Origin of the sequence: Denitratimonas organivorans, from assembly GCF_037478135.1 — a bacterium.
Classification (GTDB): Bacteria; Pseudomonadota; Gammaproteobacteria; order Xanthomonadales; family Xanthomonadaceae; genus Denitratimonas.
This window is the reverse complement of record NZ_JBBHDV010000005.1, coordinates 205,891-226,468: the sequence shown is the minus strand read 5'-3', so window position 1 is coordinate 226,468 and position 20,578 is coordinate 205,891. Positions and strand designations below refer to the sequence as shown.

The following is a 20,578-nucleotide window of genomic DNA, read 5'->3' as shown; positions in this document are numbered from 1 at the left end:
CGGTTCCACTCCATGTCGCGTCTGGCCACCTGCCTGCTGCTGATGCTGTCCGTGCTGCCGTGGTGGCCGGCGATGGCACAGCCGGGGCAATCGGCCTCGCGCGAAGTGTTGGTGCTGGGACGGGTGAGCGACAACCCCAAGCAGCACGCCGAGGCGCTGCAACCGATGCTGGACTACGTGGTGCCCCGGATGCGCTCGGTCGGCATCCGCGAAGGCCGCATCCTGATGGCGCGCGATGCGGTGCAGATGCAGAGCTATCTGCGCCGCCAGCGCGTGGACTGGGTCAGCGATACCGCCGTGATGGCGGTGGATTACCGCGACCGCGTCGGCGCCCGGCTGCTGCTGGCCACCGATCGCGGCGGCGGCGTGGCCTACCATTCGGTGTTCTTCACCTGGCGCGGCAGCGGCATCGATTCGCTGGCGGCGCTGAAGGGCCGCAGCATCGCGTTCCAGAACCCGTATTCGACCAGCAGCTATGTGATCCCGGCAGCCGAAATGCTGCGCGCTGGGCTGGAACTGGACGTGCTGCTGTCGCCGCTGGATCGTCCGGCGGCCGGGCGCGCCGGCTACGTGTTCGCACGCAGCGAAAGCAACGTCGCCACCTGGGTGCAGAAGCGCATGGTCGATGCCGGCGCGTTCTCCAACCTGGACTGGGCCAGTCTGGCCGCGCTGCCGCAGAGTTTCCGCGAAGAACTGGTGGTGTTCCATGAAAGCCAGCCGGTGCCGCGCGCGATCGAGGTGGTGGCGCCGGATCTGGACCCGAAGGTGCGCGAACGCCTGCGCGAAGTGCTGCTGGCTGCGGCCGACGATCCAGCCGCACGCGAGCCGCTGGCGCGCTTCTTCGATACCCGTGGCTTCGTGCCGCTGGACGAGCAGACGAAGCAGGGGCTGTCGCGCCTGCGCGGTGATGTCGACCTTGTGCGCGGGCGGCTGGAATAACGATGCGCTTCGGACTGCGTACCAAGTTCTGGCTGATCGTCCTGGTGGCGGTGCTGCTGTGCCTGGTGGTCGGCTTTGCCGGCTGGCGGCAACAGTCGGCCGGGGTGGACCGGCTGTTGCAGATCAGCGGCCAGGCGATCCACGAAGCCAGCCTGCAGAGTGAACAGCGGCGCGCGCTGGCGATTGCCGAAATGATCGCCGAGGCCACGATCAACCCGTTCTACTACTTCGATCTGGCGCTGATCGGCGAGGCCGCACACTCGGCCCTGCAGCAGCCGGAAGTGGCCTATGTGCTGATCTACGATGCCGATGGCCGCATCGTGCACGATGGCAGTGCCGACATTCCGCGTTTCGGCCAGCGCATGGGCGATGCACTGGCGACCGAGGCCATCGCGGCCAGCGAGGCGATCATCCAGATGGCGCCGGAGCAGGGCATCATCGATGCTGCGGTGCCGATGCATCTGGGGCAGGAACGCATCGGCGGCATCCGCGTGGGAATTTCAATGAGTGCACCGCTGGTGTTCGAGCAGCAGGCCCAGGTCGCGGTCGAACGCAGCGCACGCAATCTGCAGCAGCGCATGCTGGCGATCGCCGCCGGCCTGTCCGCCGGATTGCTGGCGCTGGTATTGCTGACCGCCTGGCTGATTTCGCGCGGACTGGTGCGGCCGATCCAGCGTCTGGCGCATGCCGCGCAGCAGCTCGGGCAGGGCAATTACCTGGTCGAATGGCCGCTGTCGGCACGGCAGGACGAGATCGGCGATCTGGAAGCGGCCTTCGTGCAGATGAGCGAAAACGTCGGTCAGCACGATCGCGATATCCGCCGTCTGGCCTATGGCGACGCGCTCACCGGGCTGCCCAACCGCGCCGCGTTCCGCGAAATCCTCAACACCCGGGTGCAGGTGGCCGAGCGCGGCGAACTGCAACTGGCGCTGCTGTTCGTGGATCTGGATGACTTCAAGCGCATCAACGACACCATGGGCCACGACGCCGGCGACGAGGTGCTGGTGCAGTTCGGCACCCGCATGCGCATCGCGATCGACGCGGTGGGCCTGGGGCGGGGCGAAATGGCGCGCTTCGGTGGCGACGAATTCGTCGTGCTGATGTCCGGTGAACGGGTGCGCGAACGCGCCGCGCGCCTGGCGCAAGGCATCCTGGCCGAACTTTCGCGCCCGATCATCGTGGATGAGCGCAGCATCGTGCTGGCGGCCTCGATCGGCATCACGCTCTACCCGGACGATGCCGACACTCCGGCGGCGCTGTTGAAGAACGCCGATATCGCGATGTACCGCGCCAAACTCGACGGCAAGAACTGCTGGCGCTTCTACACCCGTGACATGGACCTGGCGGTGGAACGCCAGATGCAGCTGGAACAGGACCTGCGCCTGGCGCTGGAGCGCGAGGAACTGTCGGTGTTCTACCAGCCGATCTATTCGCTGGAAAACGGCACCATCGTCGGCGCCGAGGCACTGCTGCGCTGGGAACACCCGCAGCGCGGCAACATTTCGCCGGAACTGTTCATCACCGTGGCCGAGCAGACCGGGCAGATCGACGCGCTGGGCGAATTCGTGCTGCGCACCGCCTGCCTGGATGCCACCACCTGGCCGCAACCGGTGCACGGGCCGGCGCTGTTCGTCTCGGTCAACGTCTCGGCCCGCCAGCTACAGCACGGGCAACTGCCGATAATGGTGGAAGACCAGTTGCGCCGCAGCCGCCTGGCACCGCGCCGACTGCATCTGGAGCTGACCGAAACCGCGATGTATTCCAACGAAAGCGAAGCCATCGCCACCTGCACCCGCCTGCGCGGCCACGGCGTGAAGATCTGGCTGGATGATTTCGGTACCGGCTTCTCCGGCCTGAGCCACCTGCGCCGGGTGCCGGTGGACGGCGTCAAGATCGACCGCAGCTTCGTCGCCGATCTGCTCGACGACCCGGACGACATGGCGCTGACCTCGGCCATCATCGCGATGGCGCACTCGCTCGGCATCACCGTCACCGCCGAAGGCGTGGAAACCGAAGGCCAGTACGAGGCCCTGCGTGCGCGCGGCTGCGACTGCGCCCAGGGCTACTGGCTCGGCCGCCCGATGCGCAGCACGGCATTGGCGGCGCTGTGTGAAGAACCGGCGCCGGTCAGGCCATCCGACTGATTGATCCGTCTGGATGGTGTGCGGCATGTGGATGGCGGGGCAGCATGGGAAAACCCCATCGCGGCCAAGGCTTCTTCCACGGGAAACGGCATGGCCTGCGGCTGCTTTTGCCGGAGCGGACCTGCCCGCGATAGGGATTCCTGCTGACCGAACAGGCCCACCATCCGGCCGTGGTGTTGGCAGGGAATCGCGCCCCCTGCGGGTGCGCTCCTACCAAGGTGGATGCGACACGATGTTGTAGGAGCGCACCCGCAGGGGGCGCGAAGGGAGATCACGCAGGGCGCGCGAAGGGATCACGCAGATTACGCCCTTCCACCGAAACCCCATGGGAGCGACCTTGCCTGTAATCGGATTTCGGGCATCTGTGTAGCGATCAATACCGCCCAGGTACGGTACGATGCCGTACAAAGGAGACCGGACATGTCCAGCACCGCCGACCGTCTTGATCTGCGCCTCAGCACCGAGGACAAGAACCGCCTGCGCCGCGCCGCCAAGTTGCACGGCTTGCCGCTGGCCACCTTCGTGCGGGATGCCGCATTGCGCGAAGCCGACACCACGATTGCCCACCCGCCAACGGCCGCAAAGGGAAGTTTGGCGGCCCGTCTGCGTGGGCGCGCGACCGTGCGCATGAGCACCGAAGACATCATGAAGCTGACCCGTGGCAACTGAAACGCCCGCCGCAACGCCGGCCGGGGGCCGGCGCGTGCTGGTGGATGCCAATGTCCTGCTGGACGTGCTGACAGATGACCCGCACTGGCATGACTGGTCGGCGGCCCGGCTCGACGCGTGCGCCGCTGAAACCCAGCTGTGCATCAACGCGATCATCTATGCCGAAGTCTCGGTCGGCTTCGAACGTATTGAGGAACTGGATGAAGCCTTGTCGCCCGATGCCTTCACCCGGCTGGAGTTGCCCTGGGAAGCCGGTTTCCTCGCCGGCAAGGCATTCCTGCAATACCGCCGCGCCAAGGGCGCGCGGACCTCGCCGCTGCACGACTTCTATATCGGTGCCCATGCCGCGATCGAAGGCATGGCCCTGCTGACGCGGGACGCGAAGCGGTATCGCACCTATTATCCGAAACTGGAACTTATCTGCCCGTGAGTGGCATGTGCGGCAACCCGTCTCAGCCGATGAGACGCCGCTGCGGCACACTGCGGCGATCAGACAACAGCGGGCGCACATGCGCCGTCGCGCAAATGGAGAGCCACTGAATGCCCTGGTTGGAATGGCACAAGCGTGATGAAGACCTGAAGGCGACGGCGAAAACGCCATACCGCCTGCTGCAACCGAACCAGTCCCTGTCGTACGGCGACGAAGACGCGCCGAACATGCTGATCCAGGGCGACAACCTGGAAGCGCTGAAGGCGCTGCTGCCGTATTACGCCGGGCAGGTGAAGTGCATCTTCATCGACCCGCCGTACAACACCAAGAGCGCGTTCGAGCACTACGACGACAATCTGGAACATGCCAAGTGGCTGTCGATGATGTATCCGCGCATGGTGCTGCTGCGCGAGCTGCTGAGCGAGGACGGCTCGATCTGGATCACGCTGGATGACAACGAAGCGCATTACTTCAAGGTGATGTGCGATGAGGTTTTTGGGCGAGGAAATTTCATCGCTAATGTTTTATGGCAGAAAGTGTTTTCACCGAAAAATTCGGCTCGACATTTTTCCGTCGATCATGACCACCTTTTCGTTTACGCGAAGGTCGCCGAAACATGGCGTCCAAACCATCTAGAACGTTCGGCGAAGCAAGCCGCCACCTACAAGAATCCCGACGATGATCCGCGTGGGCCGTGGACTTCTGGCGATCTATCGGCGCGAAATTTCTACGGCGCTGGCACGTATCCGATAACGACACCATCTGGACGGACCATCAGCGGGCCGCCCAACGGAATGTATTGGCGAGTTTCGCGCGAGAAGTTCGATGAGATGGATAAGGATGGCCGGATTTGGTGGGGCGCAAACGGCAGCAACACCCCTCGAATCAAGCGATTCCTCTCCGAAGTCAAGCAAGGCGTGGTGCCTCAGACCATGTGGATGAACGCCGACGTGGGGAATACACAGGAAGCGAAGAAGGAAGTGGTTGCGCTGTTCGGCAGCGAGAACTTCATGACGCCGAAGCCGGAACGGCTAATGGCCAGGGTGATTGAGGTCGCTTCACAACCGGGCGACCTGGTTCTCGACAGCTTCCTCGGCTCCGGCACCACCGCCGCCGTCGCGCACAAGATGGGCCGGCGCTGGATCGGTATCGAGATGGGCGAGCATGCCCGTACCCATTGCCAGCCGCGTCTGAGGAAAGTCGTCGACGGGGAACAGGGCGGCATTTCCGAGGCGGTCGGCTGGCAAGGCGGTGGCGGTTTCCGCTTCTACCAGCTCGGTCCCAGAGTGTTCGACGATCAGGGCCGGATCAATCCCGAAATCAGGTTCGAGCATCTGGCCGCGCATATCTGGTTCGCCGAGACCGGCACCGCGCGCAGCACGCGTGCGATGAAATCACCGCTGCTGGGCGTGCACAACGGCACCGCGTATTACCTGCTCTACAACGGCATTCTGGGCGACCAATCGCTGGCCGGCGGCAACATGCTGACCATGAAGCTGTTGACGGAACTGCCAAAGCACGATGGGCCGATGGTGATCTACGGCGAGGGCACCAACCTGAGCAACGACCGTCTGCGCTCGCTCGGCATCCGGTTCCGCAAGACACCCAACGACATCCGTGCGAGGTGACGGCATGGAGCTGAAAACTTACCAGCGGGAAACCCTGGAACGGCTCGGCCAATTCCTGCGCGCTGCGCGCACGGATGGCATTGCCGAGGCGTTCGCCAGGCATGCGCACCCGGACGCCAGGACCATGCTGGTACCCGAGTACCGCACCTTGCGCGACAAGGATGGGCGGGAGCTGCCGAGCCTGCGCGATGTGCCTTATGTCGCGATCCGCATTCCCACCGGCGGCGGCAAGACGCTGATGGGCGCCCGGTTCATCCGTTATGCCGCCGACCACTGGCTGGAGCGCGAGCGGCCGCTGGTGATGTGGCTGGTGCCCAGCCGCACCATCAAGCAGCAGACGCTGGAGGCATTGAAGAACCGCCGCCATCCCTACCGGCGGGAACTGGATGATGCGTTCGGCGGGCAGGTATCGGTGTTCGACAGCGACGATATCGCGCAACTGACGCCGCAGGAACTGGCCAGCCGCACCTGCATCGTGGTCGCGACGATGGCGGCGGCGCGCGTGCAGAACATCGACATGCGGGACTTCTACGCGCACAAGGAAGACCTGGAGCCGCATTTCATCGCATTGCCGAAGGATGCCGTGCCGCCTGATCTTGAGCGGACAGAGGATGGCGGGGGACCGCGCTTTTCCTTCGCCAACCTGTTGCGCCTGCATCGCCCGCTGGTGATTACCGACGAGGCGCACAACGCTGCCACGGAGTTGTCCGCAACGGTCTACGAGCGGCTTGCACCCAGCGCGATCATCGAACTGACCGCAACGCCGGACATGAGCACCAGCAATGTGCTGGTGCGCGTCTCGGCCTCGCAGTTGTTCGCCGAAGAAATGATCAAGCTGCCGGTGCTGCTGGAAGAACACCTGGACGGCTGGGAAGTGGCGCTGCGCCATGCGCTGCTGCGACGGCAGGAACTGGAGGAAATCGCGAAAAAGGAGCCCGACTACATCCGCCCGATCCTGCTGATCCAGGCCGAGCACAAGGGCGGCCAGGCAACGGTTGACACCATCCATGAACACCTGACCGGGCAGGACGGCGAACGCATCGATCCCGATTGGGTGAAGATCGCCACCGGCGATCAGCGCGAACTGGAGGGCATCGACCTGTTCGCACCCGATTGCCCGGTACGCATCATCATCACGATGGAGGCATTGAAGGAAGGCTGGGATTGTTCGTTCGCCTATGTGCTGTGCTCGGTGGCCGGGACGAAGTCGGCAACCACCATCGAACAGTTGCTCGGGCGCGTGCTGCGCATGCCTTACGCGCGCAGGCGTGCGCAGGAGGCACTGAACAAGGCGTATGCGCATGTCGTCTCGCCGTACTTCGGAGCGAAGGCGGTCGAGTTCACCGACCACCTGGAAAGCATGGGCTTCTCGCGGCTGGAAGCCGCCCAGAGCGTGCCGTTGCAGCCGTCGCTGATCGGCGATGAGGGTGAGCATCCGGCACTGAAGGTCGAGACATCGCGCTTCACCGCGACCAGGAAACCGGATCTGGCCAACGTGCCAGCCGGCGACTTGCGCAACATCGCAATCACGGCCGCCGCTGAAGAAGGCAAGTTCGATGTCGTCGTGACGGGTGCGATCCAGCCGGAGAGCATCGAGGCTATCGCCAAGGTGTTCACCGGCAAGGGGCGCGACAGGGTGCGCACCTCGCTGGAACAGCACAACGCACGCGCACAGCTGCGCCAGACACCGGCGCAGAAGGGTGTGAAATTCGAGGTCCCGCAGTTGTCGATCCGCTTCGGTGACCGCGTGCTGCCGGTCGCCAACGATCTGTTGGTGGAGGAGGGATTCTGGAATCCGGCGGAGGCCGCTGGCGCGCTCGATACGCTGAGCTTCGACACCCGCACCCAGACCTGGCAAATCGACATCGGCGAGAAGGCGGTGAAGATGAACATGGTGCAGGAACCGCAGACCGAGTATCTGGCCGGTCTTTCCGGAAACTGGAAGGAATCCGACCTGCTGGTGTGGCTGGAAGATCGCGTCCGTCAGAACGATGTGCGCCAGGAAACGATGATCGCGTGGATCGCACAGGCGATTGCGCCGTTGAAGCACAAGGGCTACAGCCTTGGGCAAATGGTGCGTGGGCGTTTCATCATCATGCGGCGTTTGCAGGCGCTGCTGGCAGAAGCGCGGACCCAGCGCGGCAAGCGCGCCCATCAGCGCCTGTTTACGCTGGAAGAAGTGGTGGTCGACCCGGCCGTGGTGTTCACCTTCCCGGAGCTCGCCTATCCCATGCGCTCGCCGTGTCCGGCACCGATGGAGTGGGAAAAGCACTACTACGCCGTGCCCGGCGATCTTCCCTACCGCCGCAAGGATGGGAAACTGGCCGAGGAATACCGCTGTGCGCTGGCTATCGAGCGCAATCCCGACGTGGAGGTGTGGGTGCGCAACCTGGTGCATCCGACCCAGTACCGTATGGCGACCGAGACCGGCTTCACCTATCCCGATTTCATTGCGAAGTTGAAGGACGGGCGTATTTTCATCATCGAGTACAAGGGTGATGATCGTTACGACCACCCGAAGAATGTCGCCAAGCGCGCCGTGGGCGAGCTGTGGGCACGAAAGTACCCGAACGGCCTCTATCTGATGCCACGCGAAACGGATGAAGCCGGTCACGACATCGACCAGCAGATCGCGCAGGCCATTGCCTTGGGTCGGTGAGTTCGGGGCGAACTGGGGTGCGGCGTCACGGATGCTGTTCACGAGCGTTGCCCGAATAAGGAGCCGATAGGCATGGTGATGTCGGAGTTCGCCAGGCTCACCTCGACCTATGCGGAATCCGGCCCGGAGTTCCGTGCAAGCGGGCCTGGATGCGATGATGATTCCTGCTGACCGGGAAAGCAGGAGCTTGTGGCGACAATCGAAGCTGGCTATCCCGCCGGCCTTGTGCGCCGCACTGAGCCAACGGCACGCGCCCCACTGGAGAACCCGATGGACCACGATATCCCGGATGCACAGCTGCCCCCGTACTTCCAGCGGCTTTCGCACAAAGATGCAAAGGAATACCTGGCCCGGTTCGTCGCGGAACTGCCCGCCAGCAATGCCCGGCTTGCCGGCATGCTGGCGTCGGCGGGAGCGGATCCGGGGTTGGCAGATGAAACACGACCCGAGGCGCTGGACATGATCTGGGAGGTCGCAGTCAACCATTGGGCAATGCGTTGGCAGGATGATTACGTCCACCCGGAGACCACGGCGGCGCCGACGCTCCACAAGGGCAGCCTCCGTGCGCTCGGCCCGCTCCATCTGCTGCCGTCATGGTTCATCCACGACCGTATCCATGCCCTGCGTTTCCACCAGGACACACTGTGGGTCATCGACGTGCTGGCACGACACCTGGGGGCGACGCTGATCGCATGGAAACCGTCCCTAGCCTGGAGTGCCGGCCCCGCCCGGCCGGCCAACAATATTGACCGGGGTTGTCCGGTGGTGATGGGAAGCAAGACCTGGATCAATCCGTTCCGCGCCGTGCAGGGACTGGTCCACAGGCAAATCACGGACGCCGACTCCGCCGGGATGCAACAGCGGCCACTGCGAGCCGCATACGAACGCTGGACCGGCTACGACTGGGGCTGAACCGGAGTGACGCCCGGGTGCGGCGGCACTCCGGGCGGTTCATGTGTTGTGGATCAGGCGTGAATCCGCAGTTGCTGCCTGGCCGGTGTCCACGTGACTTCCCGGCGATGCCTACCGGTCGCGGTTGCCGCTTTCCAACTGGAACGGTTCGATCGGCGTCAGCGGGCCGGTGAAACTTTCCGATTGCAGCGGTTGCGACAGCGGCGGCAGGGTTTCCGGTTCCGGCGGAGTGTCTTCCTCGGGCACGGTGCGCAGGAAGTGGTCGATCAGGGTAAGCCGGCCCAGGCGCTGGTCGTTGAAGTCCACCAGCGTCCACGGTGCGTGCGTGGTGTGTGTTGCCGCCAGCATCGCGTCGCGCGCGGCGCCGTATTCGGCGTACAGCTCGCGTGCCTTCATGTCCACCGGCGACAGTTTCCACTGCTTGAACGGGTTGATCGCGCGCTCGGCGAAGCGCTTTTCCTGTTCCACCTGGTCCACCGTCAGCCAGTACTTGAACAGGCGGATGCCGTCATCCACCAGCAGGCGCTCGAACTCCGGCACCTGGCGCAGGAAATTGCGGTATTGCGCGTCGTCGCAGAAACCCATGACCTTTTCCACTCCGGCGCGGTTGTACCAGCTGCGGTCGAACAGCACGATCTCGCCGGCGCTGGGCAGGTGCGGCACGTAACGCTGGAAATACCACTGGCCCTGTTCGCGTTCGGACGGCGTGGACAGCGCCACCACATGGCACTGGCGCGGATTCATGACATCGGCGATGGCGTTGATCACGCCGCTCTTGCCGGCGGTATCGCGGCCTTCGAACAGCACCAGGATGCGTTCGCCCTCGCGCTTGGCCCAACGTCCCAGGCCCATCAGTTCGGCCTGCATCGGCTTCAGTGCTTTCCGGTAGTGCTTGCGCTTCATTTCCGTTCCCCTGCTGGCTGGAGGGGCATTGTTGCAGCAATGCGGCCGCCCTGCGCGACCATGACTTCCGGAGCTGTCGGGCGTGGCGGGCATGGCCTACAGTGAGGTGTTCACAACTGATACCGGGTGCTCCGATGTCCTCCAATTTCCGCAAACCGCTGGTGCTGGCGCTGGCTTCCGCGCTTTTCCTTTCCGCCTGCCAGCCTGCCGCCACGTCTGGCGAATCCACCGATTCCACGGCTGCCACACCTGCCGCCACGCCGGCGCCGGCCGCGCCGGGGCTGGATCTTGCCGCCGTGCGCACCCAGGTGGTGCGTTTCCAGGCGTCCGATCTGGATCCGGCGGTGAACGCCTGCGATGACTTCAACGCACACGTCAACGGCAAATGGCTGGCGGCCAATCCGGTGCCGTCGGACCGCACCACCTGGGGCAGTTTTGAAACCCTGAGCGAGCGTTCGCTGGAAATCCAGCGCATCCTGGCCGAAGCCGCTGCCGCCAATGCCGATGCCACGGGTGTGGCAAAACTGGTGGGTGATTTCTATGCCTCGGCGATGGACGAAGCCGCGATCGAGCGTGCCGGCGCCACGCCGCTGGAGCCGATCCTGTCGCGCGTCGCCGCGCTGGAAAGCAAGGTCGATGTCGCCAACTATGTGCGCGACGCCTATGCCAATGGCCGTGGCGTGCTGTTCTCTTTCTACGGCAATGCCGATTACCGCGATTCCAACCAGGTGATCGCCTATGCCGGCCAGGGCGGGCTGTCGCTGCCCGAGCGCGCCTACTATCTGGAAGACCGCGCCGATTACGCCAGCGCCCGCGATGCGCTGCGTGCCCACGCCACCGCGCTGTTCACCCTGGTGGGCGATGACGCCGAAGTCGCCGCGCAGCAGGCCGATGCGGTGATGCGTTTTGAAACTCGTCTGGCGACCGCCTCCACACCGCGCGTGGAACTGCGCGATCCGGCCAAGCGCTATGTGCCGACTACGCTGGCCGAAGCCGACGCGCTGACCCCGAACCTGAGCTGGACCGCCTTCTTCGACGCCGTCGGCGTGGCGCGGCCGGAGATGTTCTCGCTGGCGATGCCGGATTTCTTCCGCGAAGTGAACACCATGCTGGACGAAGTCCCGGTCGCTGAATGGCGCGCCTACCTGCGCTTCCATGAAATCGACAATGCCGCGCCGTACCTGTCCGAAGCGTTCGCGCAGCAGAGCTTCGCGTTCTACAGCCAGGCCCTGCGCGGTCAGGCCGAGCAGACCCCGCGCTGGAAGCGCATGCTGGACGCGCTCAACGGCTCGGTCGGCGAGGCCTTCGGCCAGATCTACGTCGATGCCGCCTTCCCGCCGGAATCCAAGACCAAGATGGAAGCGCTGGTGAGGAATCTCTCGCAGGCGCTGAAGCTGCGCATCGAGGGGCTGGAATGGATGGGCGATGAAACCAAGCAGAAGGCGCTGGAAAAGTGGGCCACCTTCACGCCCAAGATCGGTTATCCGGACAAGTGGCGCGACTGGAGCGGGCTGGAGTTCGACCGCGACAACTTCGCCGGCAACGTGTTGGCCGCGCGTGCCTTCAACATGCGCCACAACTATTCCAAGATCGGCAAGCCGGTGGACAAGAGCGAATGGTTCATGCCGCCGCAGACGGTCAACGCCTACTACAACTCGACCCGCAACGAGATCGTGTTCCCGGCCGGCATCCTGCAACCGCCGTTCTTCGATCCGAAGGCTGATGACGCGCTCAACTACGGCGGCATCGTGGCGGTGATCGGGCACGAAATGATCCACGGCTATGACGATCAGGGCAGCAAGTTCGATGCCCACGGCAACTTCCACAACTGGTGGACCGACGCCGACCGCGCCGGCTTCGAGGCCCGCACCGCGCGTCTGGTGGAACAGTTCAACGGCTATGAATCCATCGACGGCATCCACGTCAACGGCACCCTGACGCTGGGCGAGAACATCGCCGATCTGGGCGGCCTGTCGGTGGCCTACGATGCGATGAAGGCGGCGCAGGGCGACGGTTTCAGCGATCCGATGATCGATGGACTGACCCAGGAACAGCGCTTCTTCATGAACTGGGGCACGGTCTGGCGCCGCAACTTCACCGATGGCGAGCTGAAGGTACGCCTGAACACCGATTCGCACGCACCGGCACCGTTCCGCGCAATCGGCGCCCCGTCCAATATGGACAGCTTCGCCGCCGCCTTCGATTGCAAGGCCGGCGACGCGATGGTGCGCCCGGATGAGGTCAAGGTGGTGATCTGGTAACTGCTCCAATGCCGCCCCGGCCGTATGCCGGGGCGGGTCGTCTGTTTTCATGAATGCGGGCTGAAAAAAGCGCCCGCATCCATGTCCGAAACGGCGGCCTGATCCTGTTTTCCCCATGACTGGGTGATGCCCATCGGGAGAACACGATGATGAGATCTTTCACGTTTTGCGCCTTGCTGTTGCTTACCCTCACAGCGCTCGATACGCGGGCGGCCGGATTCCTGGTGGGCAACACCAACGACTCGGGCACTGGCTCGCTGCGGCAGGCAATCCTGAATGCCAACGCCGCGCCCGACGAGCCCCACTTCATCTATTTCTTCGATGAAACCTATCCCTACGGCGGCACGATTGCGCTCCAGTCGCCGCTGCCTGCCATCACGGCGGCAGAGCTTCATATCGTCGGCACGTTGAGCGCACCGGTGATCGATGGCGGCGGTAGCCACCGCATTCTCTACTCGGAGACCGGCAACCGGGAGCTGACGCTGGAAAACCTGGAACTGCGCAATGGTTATTCGACCGGTTCGCCCGGCCAGGGCGGTGCCTGCCTGGGCGCGGCCAGCGGCACGCTCGGCAAGCTGGTCCTGGACCGGACCATCTTCCGCAACTGCACGCTGGAGGCCACGACGCTGGCCTGGGGCGGGGCGGTGAGGTGGACGCGCAGCAATGGCTCTGTGGAAATCATCGACAGCCAGTTCATCGGAAATCGTGCCGAGATCACGGGCGACGCGGGGCAGGGCGGCGGCGGCGCGCTCAGCATCAGGGTGCTCGATATGAGCATCCTGCGCAGCTGGTTCCAGAGCAACGCCACCGTGGCGGAAACCGGGATTGCCCATGGCGGTGCGCTCCATACCGATGGAGCGATCCTGGGCAGCGTCTGGATCGGCGATTCCAGTTTCATCGGGAACTCAGCTTCCCCCGGCGAAGCCCAGGGCGGGAGCGGAGGTGCCGTGTACCTGTCCTGCGCCACCTGCGAGGTACAACTGGAGCGCAACTGGTTCTATGTCAACCTGGGAAACGAGGGGGGTGCCCTGTACCTGCGGCGCGGCCATTCGCCGGGAAGCGGCGTGACGGCGCGGCTCTACAACAATGCCTTCCACGGCAACCTTGTGCCTGGCCAGGGCGGGGCGCTGAATCTGGCAAGCGCCGTGCAACTGGATGCCGTCAACAACAGCTTCTACGTCAACGCTGCCCAGGAGGGTGGGCACATCCGTTTCGGCAGCAGCATCAGCCTGCTGGGTTTCCGCGCCAACCTGTTGGCCGCCACGTCCGGCAACCAGTCCTCGGCCTGTAGCGGTTCGACATCCGTCCCGGCACCGGCGACAGGGCTGGTGCGGCTGAACCTGTTCGTCAATAGTGGTTGCGGCGGCGATCTGGCCAACGAGGCCTTGCCGGCAGACGACCTGGGGCAATTCAGGCTGGAACAGCGGGATTTCGGCCAGGACATCAGCCTGTTCTGGTTCGATGGCAGCAGCGTGATCGATGCGATCGACGATGCCGATGCCTGCCGGGACAGCGACATCCTCGGCAATGCGCGGCCCTTCGACGGCGATGGCGACCTGGTGGCGCAGTGCGATGTCGGTGCGTTCGAGCAATCCTGGCAACTGGGCGAGCCGCCCGACCCCGATCGCCTCTTCGCCGATGGCTTCGAAGACTGAGCGTCCCCCGGCTCCGGCAGCAGCGTCTGCCGGAGCCCATCGCTTGAAGCTGAACTAGGCTTCAGCCATCGCGGCTCCGGCGTCCGCGCTGGCGGCGCGCGCGACCGTGATGTCGCAGGATCGGTCCGATCATTCAGACTTTGCCGGCGGCGTCGCAGTGCGTACAGCAGCGGCAGGGTAAGCTTTGTCGATGCTTTATCTCGCCTCCCGCTCACCCCGCCGCCATCAGCTGCTCGAACAGCTGGGCTACCGTTTCCAAGGCCTCGATATCGAGGTGCCCGAGGTTCGCGCCGCGGGTGAATCCGCGCAGGACTATGTCTCGCGCGTGGCGCGCGAAAAGGCCTGTGCCGGCCTCGCCGCGCTCGGCAGCGCACCCGATGCGCGGGTGCTGGGCGCTGATACCGAGGTGGTGCTGGACGACGAGGTGTTCGGCAAGCCGCGCGATGTGGCCGATGCCGCCGCGATGTTGCGCCGCCTGTCCGGCCGCACGCATGAGGTGATGTCGGTGGTGTGGCTGGTGTCGGTGGTGGCCGAAACCACGGCGGTCAGCCGCAGCCAGGTCACTTTCGCGGCGTTGGACGAGGCCACGATCGCGGCCTATCTGGCCTGCGGCGAAGCCTTCGGCAAGGCTGGCGCCTATGCGATCCAGGGCCGCGCGGCGGCCTTCATTTCCCGGCTTGAGGGCAGCTATTCCGGCGTCATGGGCCTGCCGTTGCACGAAACCGCCGCCCTGCTGGCCGCTGCCGGCTGCCTGCCGGTGCCGGTGCATGGGTGAGCCGGGCGCGTCCTCCGGCTACGATCCGAACTCCACGCGCAGGCAGACGTTTTCATGTCCGAAGAAATCCTGATCAACGTCACCCCCCGAGAAACCCGCGTGGCCGTGGTCGAAAACGGCATGCTGCAGGAAGTGCTGATCGAGCGCGCCAGCCGTCGCGGCTATGTCGGCAACATCTACAAGGGCCGGGTGTTGCGGGTGATGCCGGGCATGCAGGCGGCCTTCGTCGATATCGGGCTGGAGCGGGCCGCCTTCCTGCACGCCTCGGACATCCTGCGGCCGATGGTCGAGGATTCGGTCGAAGGCGAAAGCGGCGAGCCGACCGCACCGGCGCCGACCCCCACACCACCGATCGGCGAACTGCTGCGCGAAGGCCAGGATCTGATCGTGCAGGTGGTCAAGGAACCGATCGGTAGCAAGGGCGCACGCCTGACCACCCAGCTCAGCATTCCCTCGCGCTATCTGGTGCTGCTGCCCTATGGTCGCGTGCTGGGGGTTTCGGCGCGGATCGAATCCGATGAGGAGCGCGCCCGCCTCAAGGGCATCATGGCCGAGTTGATCGAGCCGATGCCGCTGGGCTACATCGTTCGGACCAATGCCGAAGGCCAGCCACGCGAAGCCCTGGCCAAGGACGTGGCCTATCTGGGCAAGGTCTGGAACGCGATCCGCAGCGGTATGGGCGAAGCGCGCGTGGGTGCCTGCGTCTACGAGGACCTGTCGCTGCCGCTGCGCTGTGTGCGCGACTACATGCGCGAGGACGTGGAAAAGCTGCGCGTGGATTCGCGTGAATCCTACGAGCGTATCCGGCGCTTCGTCTCGCGCTTCATCCCGGAACTGGCCGAGCGCGTGGAGCATTACCCCGGCGAGCGCCCGATCTTCGATCTGTATGGCGTGGAAGACGAAATCCAGCGCGCGATGCAGAAACAGGTGCCGCTGAAATCCGGTGGCTATCTGGTGCTGGACCAGACCGAGGCGATGACCACGGTCGATGTGAACACCGGTGCCTACCTGGGCCACCGCAATCTGGAAGACACCGTGTTCCGCACCAATCTGGAAGCGGCGCAGGCGGCGGCACGGCAACTGCGGCTGCGCAATCTGGGCGGCATCATCATCATCGACTTCATCGACATGGCCGATGCCGAGCACCGCCGCCAGGTGCTGCGCCAGCTGGAAAAATCACTGGCGCACGACCACACCAAATCCACGGTCTACGAGTTCTCGCCGCTGGGGCTGGTCGAAATGACCCGTAAGCGCACCACCGAGAGCCTGGAACGGCAATTGTGCGAGCCGTGCCCGACCTGCGCCGGGCGTGGCAGCGTCAAGACTGCGGAGACCGTGTGCTATGAAATCTTCCGCGAAATCACCCGCGCGGTGCGCCAGTTCGATGCGGAAAAACTGCTGGTGCTGGCGTCCAACCGGGTCGTGTCCCGGATTCTGGAAGAAGAATCCGGGGCGGTGGCCGAGCTGGAAGAATTCATCGGCAAGACCATCCGGTTCCAGGCCGATGAGCACTATGCGCAGGAGCAATACGACGTTGTGCTGCTGTAGCACCCGGCCGATGTACCACGCGGCATGAACACAGGCACACAAGGACGCGTGCGCCGTCTCGCGCGACGTCTGGGCGTGGCATTGCTGCACGCGCTGCTGGCGCTGCTGATCCTGGTGGCGCTGTGCGTGGCCCTGGCCAGCCAGTTGCTGCCGTTGCTGGCGCGGCATCCGGATGCGGTGGCGCGCTGGCTCGGAGCGCAGATCGGGGCACCGGTCGAACTGGCGGCGGTGGAGGCCAACTGGAACCGCGCCGGGCCGCTGCTGACCCTTTCCGGGTTGCGCATCGGCAGCACGCCGGAAGTGCTGGATATCGGCAGCGCGCAATTGCAGATCAATGTCTACGCCGGGCTGTGGCCGGGTATTGCGCTGACCGAGCTGCGCCTGCATGGGCCGGAGCTGGAATTGCAGCGCCAGGATGACGGGCGCTGGCGTCTGGATGGCCTCGGACGCGGCGCGGTGCAGGAAGGCGCCTCACCGATGGCGGCGCTGGACCGCTTCGGCGCGATCGATATCGTCAAGGCGCGGCTGCGCCTGCGTGATGCGCAGCGCGAGCTGGATCTGACCCTGCCGCAGATCGACGCGCGCATGCAGCGCCGTGGCCGGCGGTTGCAATTCGGCGCGCTGGTGCATGGCGCCCACGGCGGGCAATGGCGCATCGCCGGCGATGTTGCCGGTGATGGACGCGAAGGGCATCTTTATCTGGAAGGCTTGCAGCAGGACTGGGCCGCTTGGGCGCGCGGCCTGTCCTGGCATGGCGTGGGCGTGACCCGGGCGCATGGCGACCTGCGGTTGTGGCTGGATTTCAGTGATGGCCAGCCCACCGGGCTGCAACTGGAGAGCACGCTGGCGCCGTTCAACCTGCACGGGGTGATCGAGGACGCCGAAGGGGAAGGCCGGCTGGAGGAAATCGGCGCGGACTTTTCCCACTGGCAGGCGCGTGCGCGCTGGCAGCGCGGAGCCGACGGCTGGCGGATGCAGGTGCCGCTGTGGCAGGTGCGTCATGGAGATGACGACATCATCGATGCACTGCGCCAGGCCCATGCCACGCGCGATGCCGCTGGTGGACTGGTGCGGGTGCAGGTGGACGGGGCTGAGCTGGGGCCGTTGTTGCAGCTGGCCAGTCTGGCACCGCAGCTGCCCGCCGCAGTACGGCACTGGCTGGCGGAGGCGGCGCCGCAGGCGCGACTGCACGAGGCACAGGCCACCTGGTTCGGGCCGCAGGCCTATACGTTCCAGGCCCGGGTCCAGGATCTGGGCTGGTCGCCGGCGTCCGGCATCCCGGCGCTGCACGGGGTTTCCGGGCTGCTGGATGGCGATGCACGCGCGCAACGCCTGCGTCTGCAAGGCGGGCTGTGGGACATGCAGGCGCCGGGCATGCTGCGGGAAGGATTCGCACCCAGCGTCAGTGGCGAAGTGATCGCCTGGCAGGATGACGAAGGGCGCCGCATCGAAACCCCGGGCCTGCGGCTTTTCGAGGACCACTACGACATCAGCCTGGCCGGCGGCGTGCAGTTCCCGCGCGAAGGCGGCGTGCTGCTGGATCTGCGTTCGGATGTGGCCGAGGCGCCAATCGTGGTGGCCAAGCGCTTCTGGCCGATCAATGTAATGCCATCGGCGGCGGTGCGCTGGCTCGACGATGCACTGCTCGACGGCACCGTGCGCCACGGCCGTGCGCTGGTGCGCGGCAATGTGCGCGACTGGCCGTTCCACGGCGGTGAAGGACGTTTCGAGGCCACCGCCGAACTGGCCGACGCGCAGATCCGCTACCGCAACGACTGGCCGCTGGGCGAAAAGGTCGGCGGCGATGTGCGCTTCGTCAACACCGGCATGGAACTGGACCTGCATGGTGAAGTGGCCGGCGTCACGATCCGCCGTGCCCAGGGCAGCATCCCGGATTTCGGTGACGCCATCCTGCAACTGGATGTGGAAGGTGACGGCAGCGGCGCCGCGCTGCTGGAGGTGCTGCGGCGCAGCCCGCTGCAACGCCAGTACGGCGACTACATGCGCGGCCTGCGCCTGGGCGGGCAGGGCGCGGTGGCGCTGGCGCTGCATATTCCGCTGGAAGCCAAGCTGGGCGAACCGCGCGTTGACGGCCACGCCGATATCGAACGGGTCGATCTGCACGACACCACCTGGGGCGTGGATTTCGACGCGGCCAGCGGGCGGGTGCGTTTTTCCGAACGCGGTTTTCTGGCCGATGAACTCAATGTCGGCTTCAACGGCGCACTGGGCGCGCTGACGGTGGCGGTGGGCGGCTACACCTCCGAAGACGGGCATCTGGTCGAAGCCAGCCTGCGCGGCCGTTTCCCGGCGCATGTGCTGACCGCCCAGCACGAGGCCAGCCGCTGGCTCAAGCCCTGGCTGGCCGGCGATTCGGACTGGAACCTGCAACTGACCGTGCCCAGCGTGGCGCCGGATCAATCCGCCGCGCCGGTACTGCGGGTGCGCTCGGATCTGGTCGGCACCGCGATCACCTTGCCGGCGCCGATGCGCAAGACCGCATCCGACCGCATGGCGCTGGATCTGAGCCTGGGCCTGCCGCTGGAGGATGCCGGGCTGGACCTGCGCCTGGGCGGCCTGCTGCACCTGCGCGGACGCAATGATGGGCAGGGCGGATTCAGCGGACTGGCCGCATTCGGCGAGGTGGCCGATACCGGACAGCGGGATGCCGTCAGCGGCCTGCATATCGCCGGCCAGGTGCCGGTGCTGGATCTGGCGGCCTGGGCTGCGGTCGCCAGCGCAAGCCCGGAGGCGGGGCAAGGCCTGCATGTGGCTTCGGTCGACCTGTTCGCTGGCGAACTGAACCTGCTGGGCCGGCCCTTCCACGAAACCCGCGCCTGGATGCAGCGCGAGGCGAGCCATCTGGAGATCGGCGTGTCTGGCCCGGCGCTGGATGGCAGCCTGCAGATTCCGTTTGAAGGACTGGCGCTGAAGGGCATCGTCGGCAACTTCCGCAAGCTGCACTGGCCAGGCAGCGAGAACGATGCCGAAGCACAACAGGATGCAGACGCCAGCACATTTTCGCCCGCCAGCCTGCCGCCCCTGCACCTTGAAGTGGCCGATGCCGCCTTCGCCGGCGCGCATCTGGGCACGCTGTGGCTGGAAACCTATCCCACCGCCGAGGGCATGCACGTGGAGCGGCTGGATGCGCAGTCCGATGCGGTGTCGATCAAGGCCAAGGGCGACTGGAACGCGGATGCGCAAGGACAATCGAGCCGTGTGGCGCTGGATTTTTCCGCAGCCGATGCCGGCGCGATGCTGGAAGCGCTGGGCTTTTCCCGCCTGCTGGATGGCGGCGCCGCGCACGGCCAGTTGAGTTTGGCCTGGCCGGGTTCGCCGGGCGAATTCGCCTGGGAACATGCCGACGGCGAACTGAGCCTGGCGCTGGGCAAGGGCCGCGTGCTGGAAGTGGAGCCGGGCGCCGGGCGGCTGTTCGGCTTGCTGAGCCTGACCGAGATCCCGCGCCGGCTGGCGCTGGATTTCAGCGATTTCTTCCGCTCCGGGCTGGCCTTCAACCAGATGTCGGGCAGCTTCGTGATCCGCAGCGGCAACGCGGTGACCGAGGATTTCCGCATCGACGCGCCCTCGGCCGAAGTGCGGCTGCGCGGGCGCACCGGCCTGGCCGCGCGCGATTACGACCAGACCATGGAAGTGCTGCCCAAGGCCGGCAGCATGTTGCCGGCACTGGGCGCGATTGCCGGCGGCCCTGCCGGTGCGGCGGTCGGCGCGGTGGCGCAGGCGGTATTGCGCCAACCGTTGAAGGAGATGACCCGCATCGTCTACCACGTGGCCGGCTCATGGAGCGAACCGCAGATCACCGTGCTGGAGCGGGAAAGCGGCAGCACGTCGCGTGGCCCTGCTGACGCCGGAGAAGAGACCGGAAGCGGACCTGTGCCGCCGCAGGAAACGCTCCCCGTACCCGATACCGAGCCACGGCCCGGCCTTTCCCCGTAATAACGATGGCAACCGCCATCATCCGTGGTATCGCCGCAGGCCGCATCGCACGCCATGCCGCAGGAATGCTCAACATCTGCCTTCGACAGGCGTAAGCTGCC

13 protein-coding genes are annotated in these 20,578 nt (G+C 65.5%); 12 read left to right on the top strand and 1 reads right to left on the bottom strand.

Going from position 1 to position 20,578, the window contains the following annotated elements; all coding sequences use genetic code 11:
- The first annotated feature begins 12 nt into the window (after window positions 1-12).
- From WDB66_RS07615 to WDB66_RS07585, 7 genes are all read left to right on the top strand, one after another.
- Entirely contained in the window at window positions 13-939 is a 927-nt protein-coding gene (locus WDB66_RS07615) for a phosphate/phosphite/phosphonate ABC transporter substrate-binding protein (protein WP_339397939.1), read from the top strand.
- A 2-nt stretch (window positions 940-941) separates the two neighbouring features.
- Window positions 942-3,083 carry a putative bifunctional diguanylate cyclase/phosphodiesterase gene (locus WDB66_RS07610; RefSeq protein ID WP_339397938.1) on the top strand — a complete coding sequence of 714 codons (2,142 nt, stop codon included), beginning with the start codon at window positions 942-944 and terminating at the stop codon, window positions 3,081-3,083.
- Window positions 3,084-3,503: 420 nt separating this feature from the next.
- Window positions 3,504-3,752, top strand: coding sequence for a type II toxin -antitoxin system TacA 1-like antitoxin (locus WDB66_RS07605; RefSeq protein WP_339397937.1), 249 nt, complete (start codon window positions 3,504-3,506; stop codon window positions 3,750-3,752).
- Window positions 3,742-4,182, top strand: coding sequence for a type II toxin-antitoxin system VapC family toxin (locus WDB66_RS07600; protein ID WP_339397936.1), 441 nt, complete (start codon window positions 3,742-3,744; stop codon window positions 4,180-4,182). The genes WDB66_RS07605 and WDB66_RS07600 overlap by 11 nt, the downstream gene beginning before the upstream one ends.
- A 110-nt stretch (window positions 4,183-4,292) precedes the next feature.
- Window positions 4,293-5,810, top strand: a complete 1,518-nt coding sequence (locus WDB66_RS07595; protein ID WP_339397935.1) for a site-specific DNA-methyltransferase — start codon at window positions 4,293-4,295, stop codon at window positions 5,808-5,810.
- Window positions 5,811-5,814: 4 nt separating this feature from the next.
- The gene (locus WDB66_RS07590; RefSeq protein WP_339397934.1) at window positions 5,815-8,469 is read left to right on the top strand and encodes a DEAD/DEAH box helicase; all 2,655 of its coding nucleotides are present in this window, start codon (window positions 5,815-5,817) and stop codon (window positions 8,467-8,469) included.
- A gap of 270 nt (window positions 8,470-8,739) precedes the next feature.
- Entirely contained in the window at window positions 8,740-9,381 is a 642-nt protein-coding gene (locus WDB66_RS07585) for a hypothetical protein (RefSeq protein WP_339397933.1), read from the top strand.
- Window positions 9,382-9,492: 111 nt separating this feature from the next.
- Here the strand turns inward: WDB66_RS07585 and ppk2 are convergent, their stop codons facing one another.
- Window positions 9,493-10,284 (bottom strand): polyphosphate kinase 2, encoded by a 792-nt coding sequence (ppk2, locus tag WDB66_RS07580; RefSeq protein WP_339397932.1) that lies wholly within the window; start codon window positions 10,282-10,284, stop codon window positions 9,493-9,495.
- A 134-nt stretch (window positions 10,285-10,418) separates the two neighbouring features.
- On the opposite strand from ppk2, the gene WDB66_RS07575 reads away from it, so the two are divergent.
- The 5 genes from WDB66_RS07575 (at window position 10,419) to WDB66_RS07555 (ending at window position 20,477) form a co-directional block, all read left to right on the top strand.
- Window positions 10,419-12,545: a M13 family metallopeptidase gene (locus tag WDB66_RS07575; RefSeq protein ID WP_339397931.1), complete on the top strand. Its 2,127-nt coding sequence runs from the start codon at window positions 10,419-10,421 to the stop codon at window positions 12,543-12,545.
- 149 nt (window positions 12,546-12,694) lie between these two features.
- On the top strand, window positions 12,695-14,200 hold the full coding sequence (locus WDB66_RS07570; protein ID WP_339397930.1) for a hypothetical protein: 1,506 nt from the start codon (window positions 12,695-12,697) through the stop codon (window positions 14,198-14,200).
- A gap of 190 nt (window positions 14,201-14,390) precedes the next feature.
- Window positions 14,391-14,975, top strand: coding sequence for a Maf family protein (locus WDB66_RS07565; protein WP_339397929.1), 585 nt, complete (start codon window positions 14,391-14,393; stop codon window positions 14,973-14,975).
- A 54-nt stretch (window positions 14,976-15,029) separates the two neighbouring features.
- Window positions 15,030-16,523 carry a ribonuclease G gene (gene rng / locus WDB66_RS07560; RefSeq protein WP_339397928.1) on the top strand — a complete coding sequence of 498 codons (1,494 nt, stop codon included), beginning with the start codon at window positions 15,030-15,032 and terminating at the stop codon, window positions 16,521-16,523.
- 24 nt (window positions 16,524-16,547) lie between these two features.
- Window positions 16,548-20,477 (top strand): YhdP family protein, encoded by a 3,930-nt coding sequence (locus WDB66_RS07555; RefSeq protein ID WP_339397927.1) that lies wholly within the window; start codon window positions 16,548-16,550, stop codon window positions 20,475-20,477.
- Window positions 20,478-20,578 lie beyond the last annotated feature (101 nt).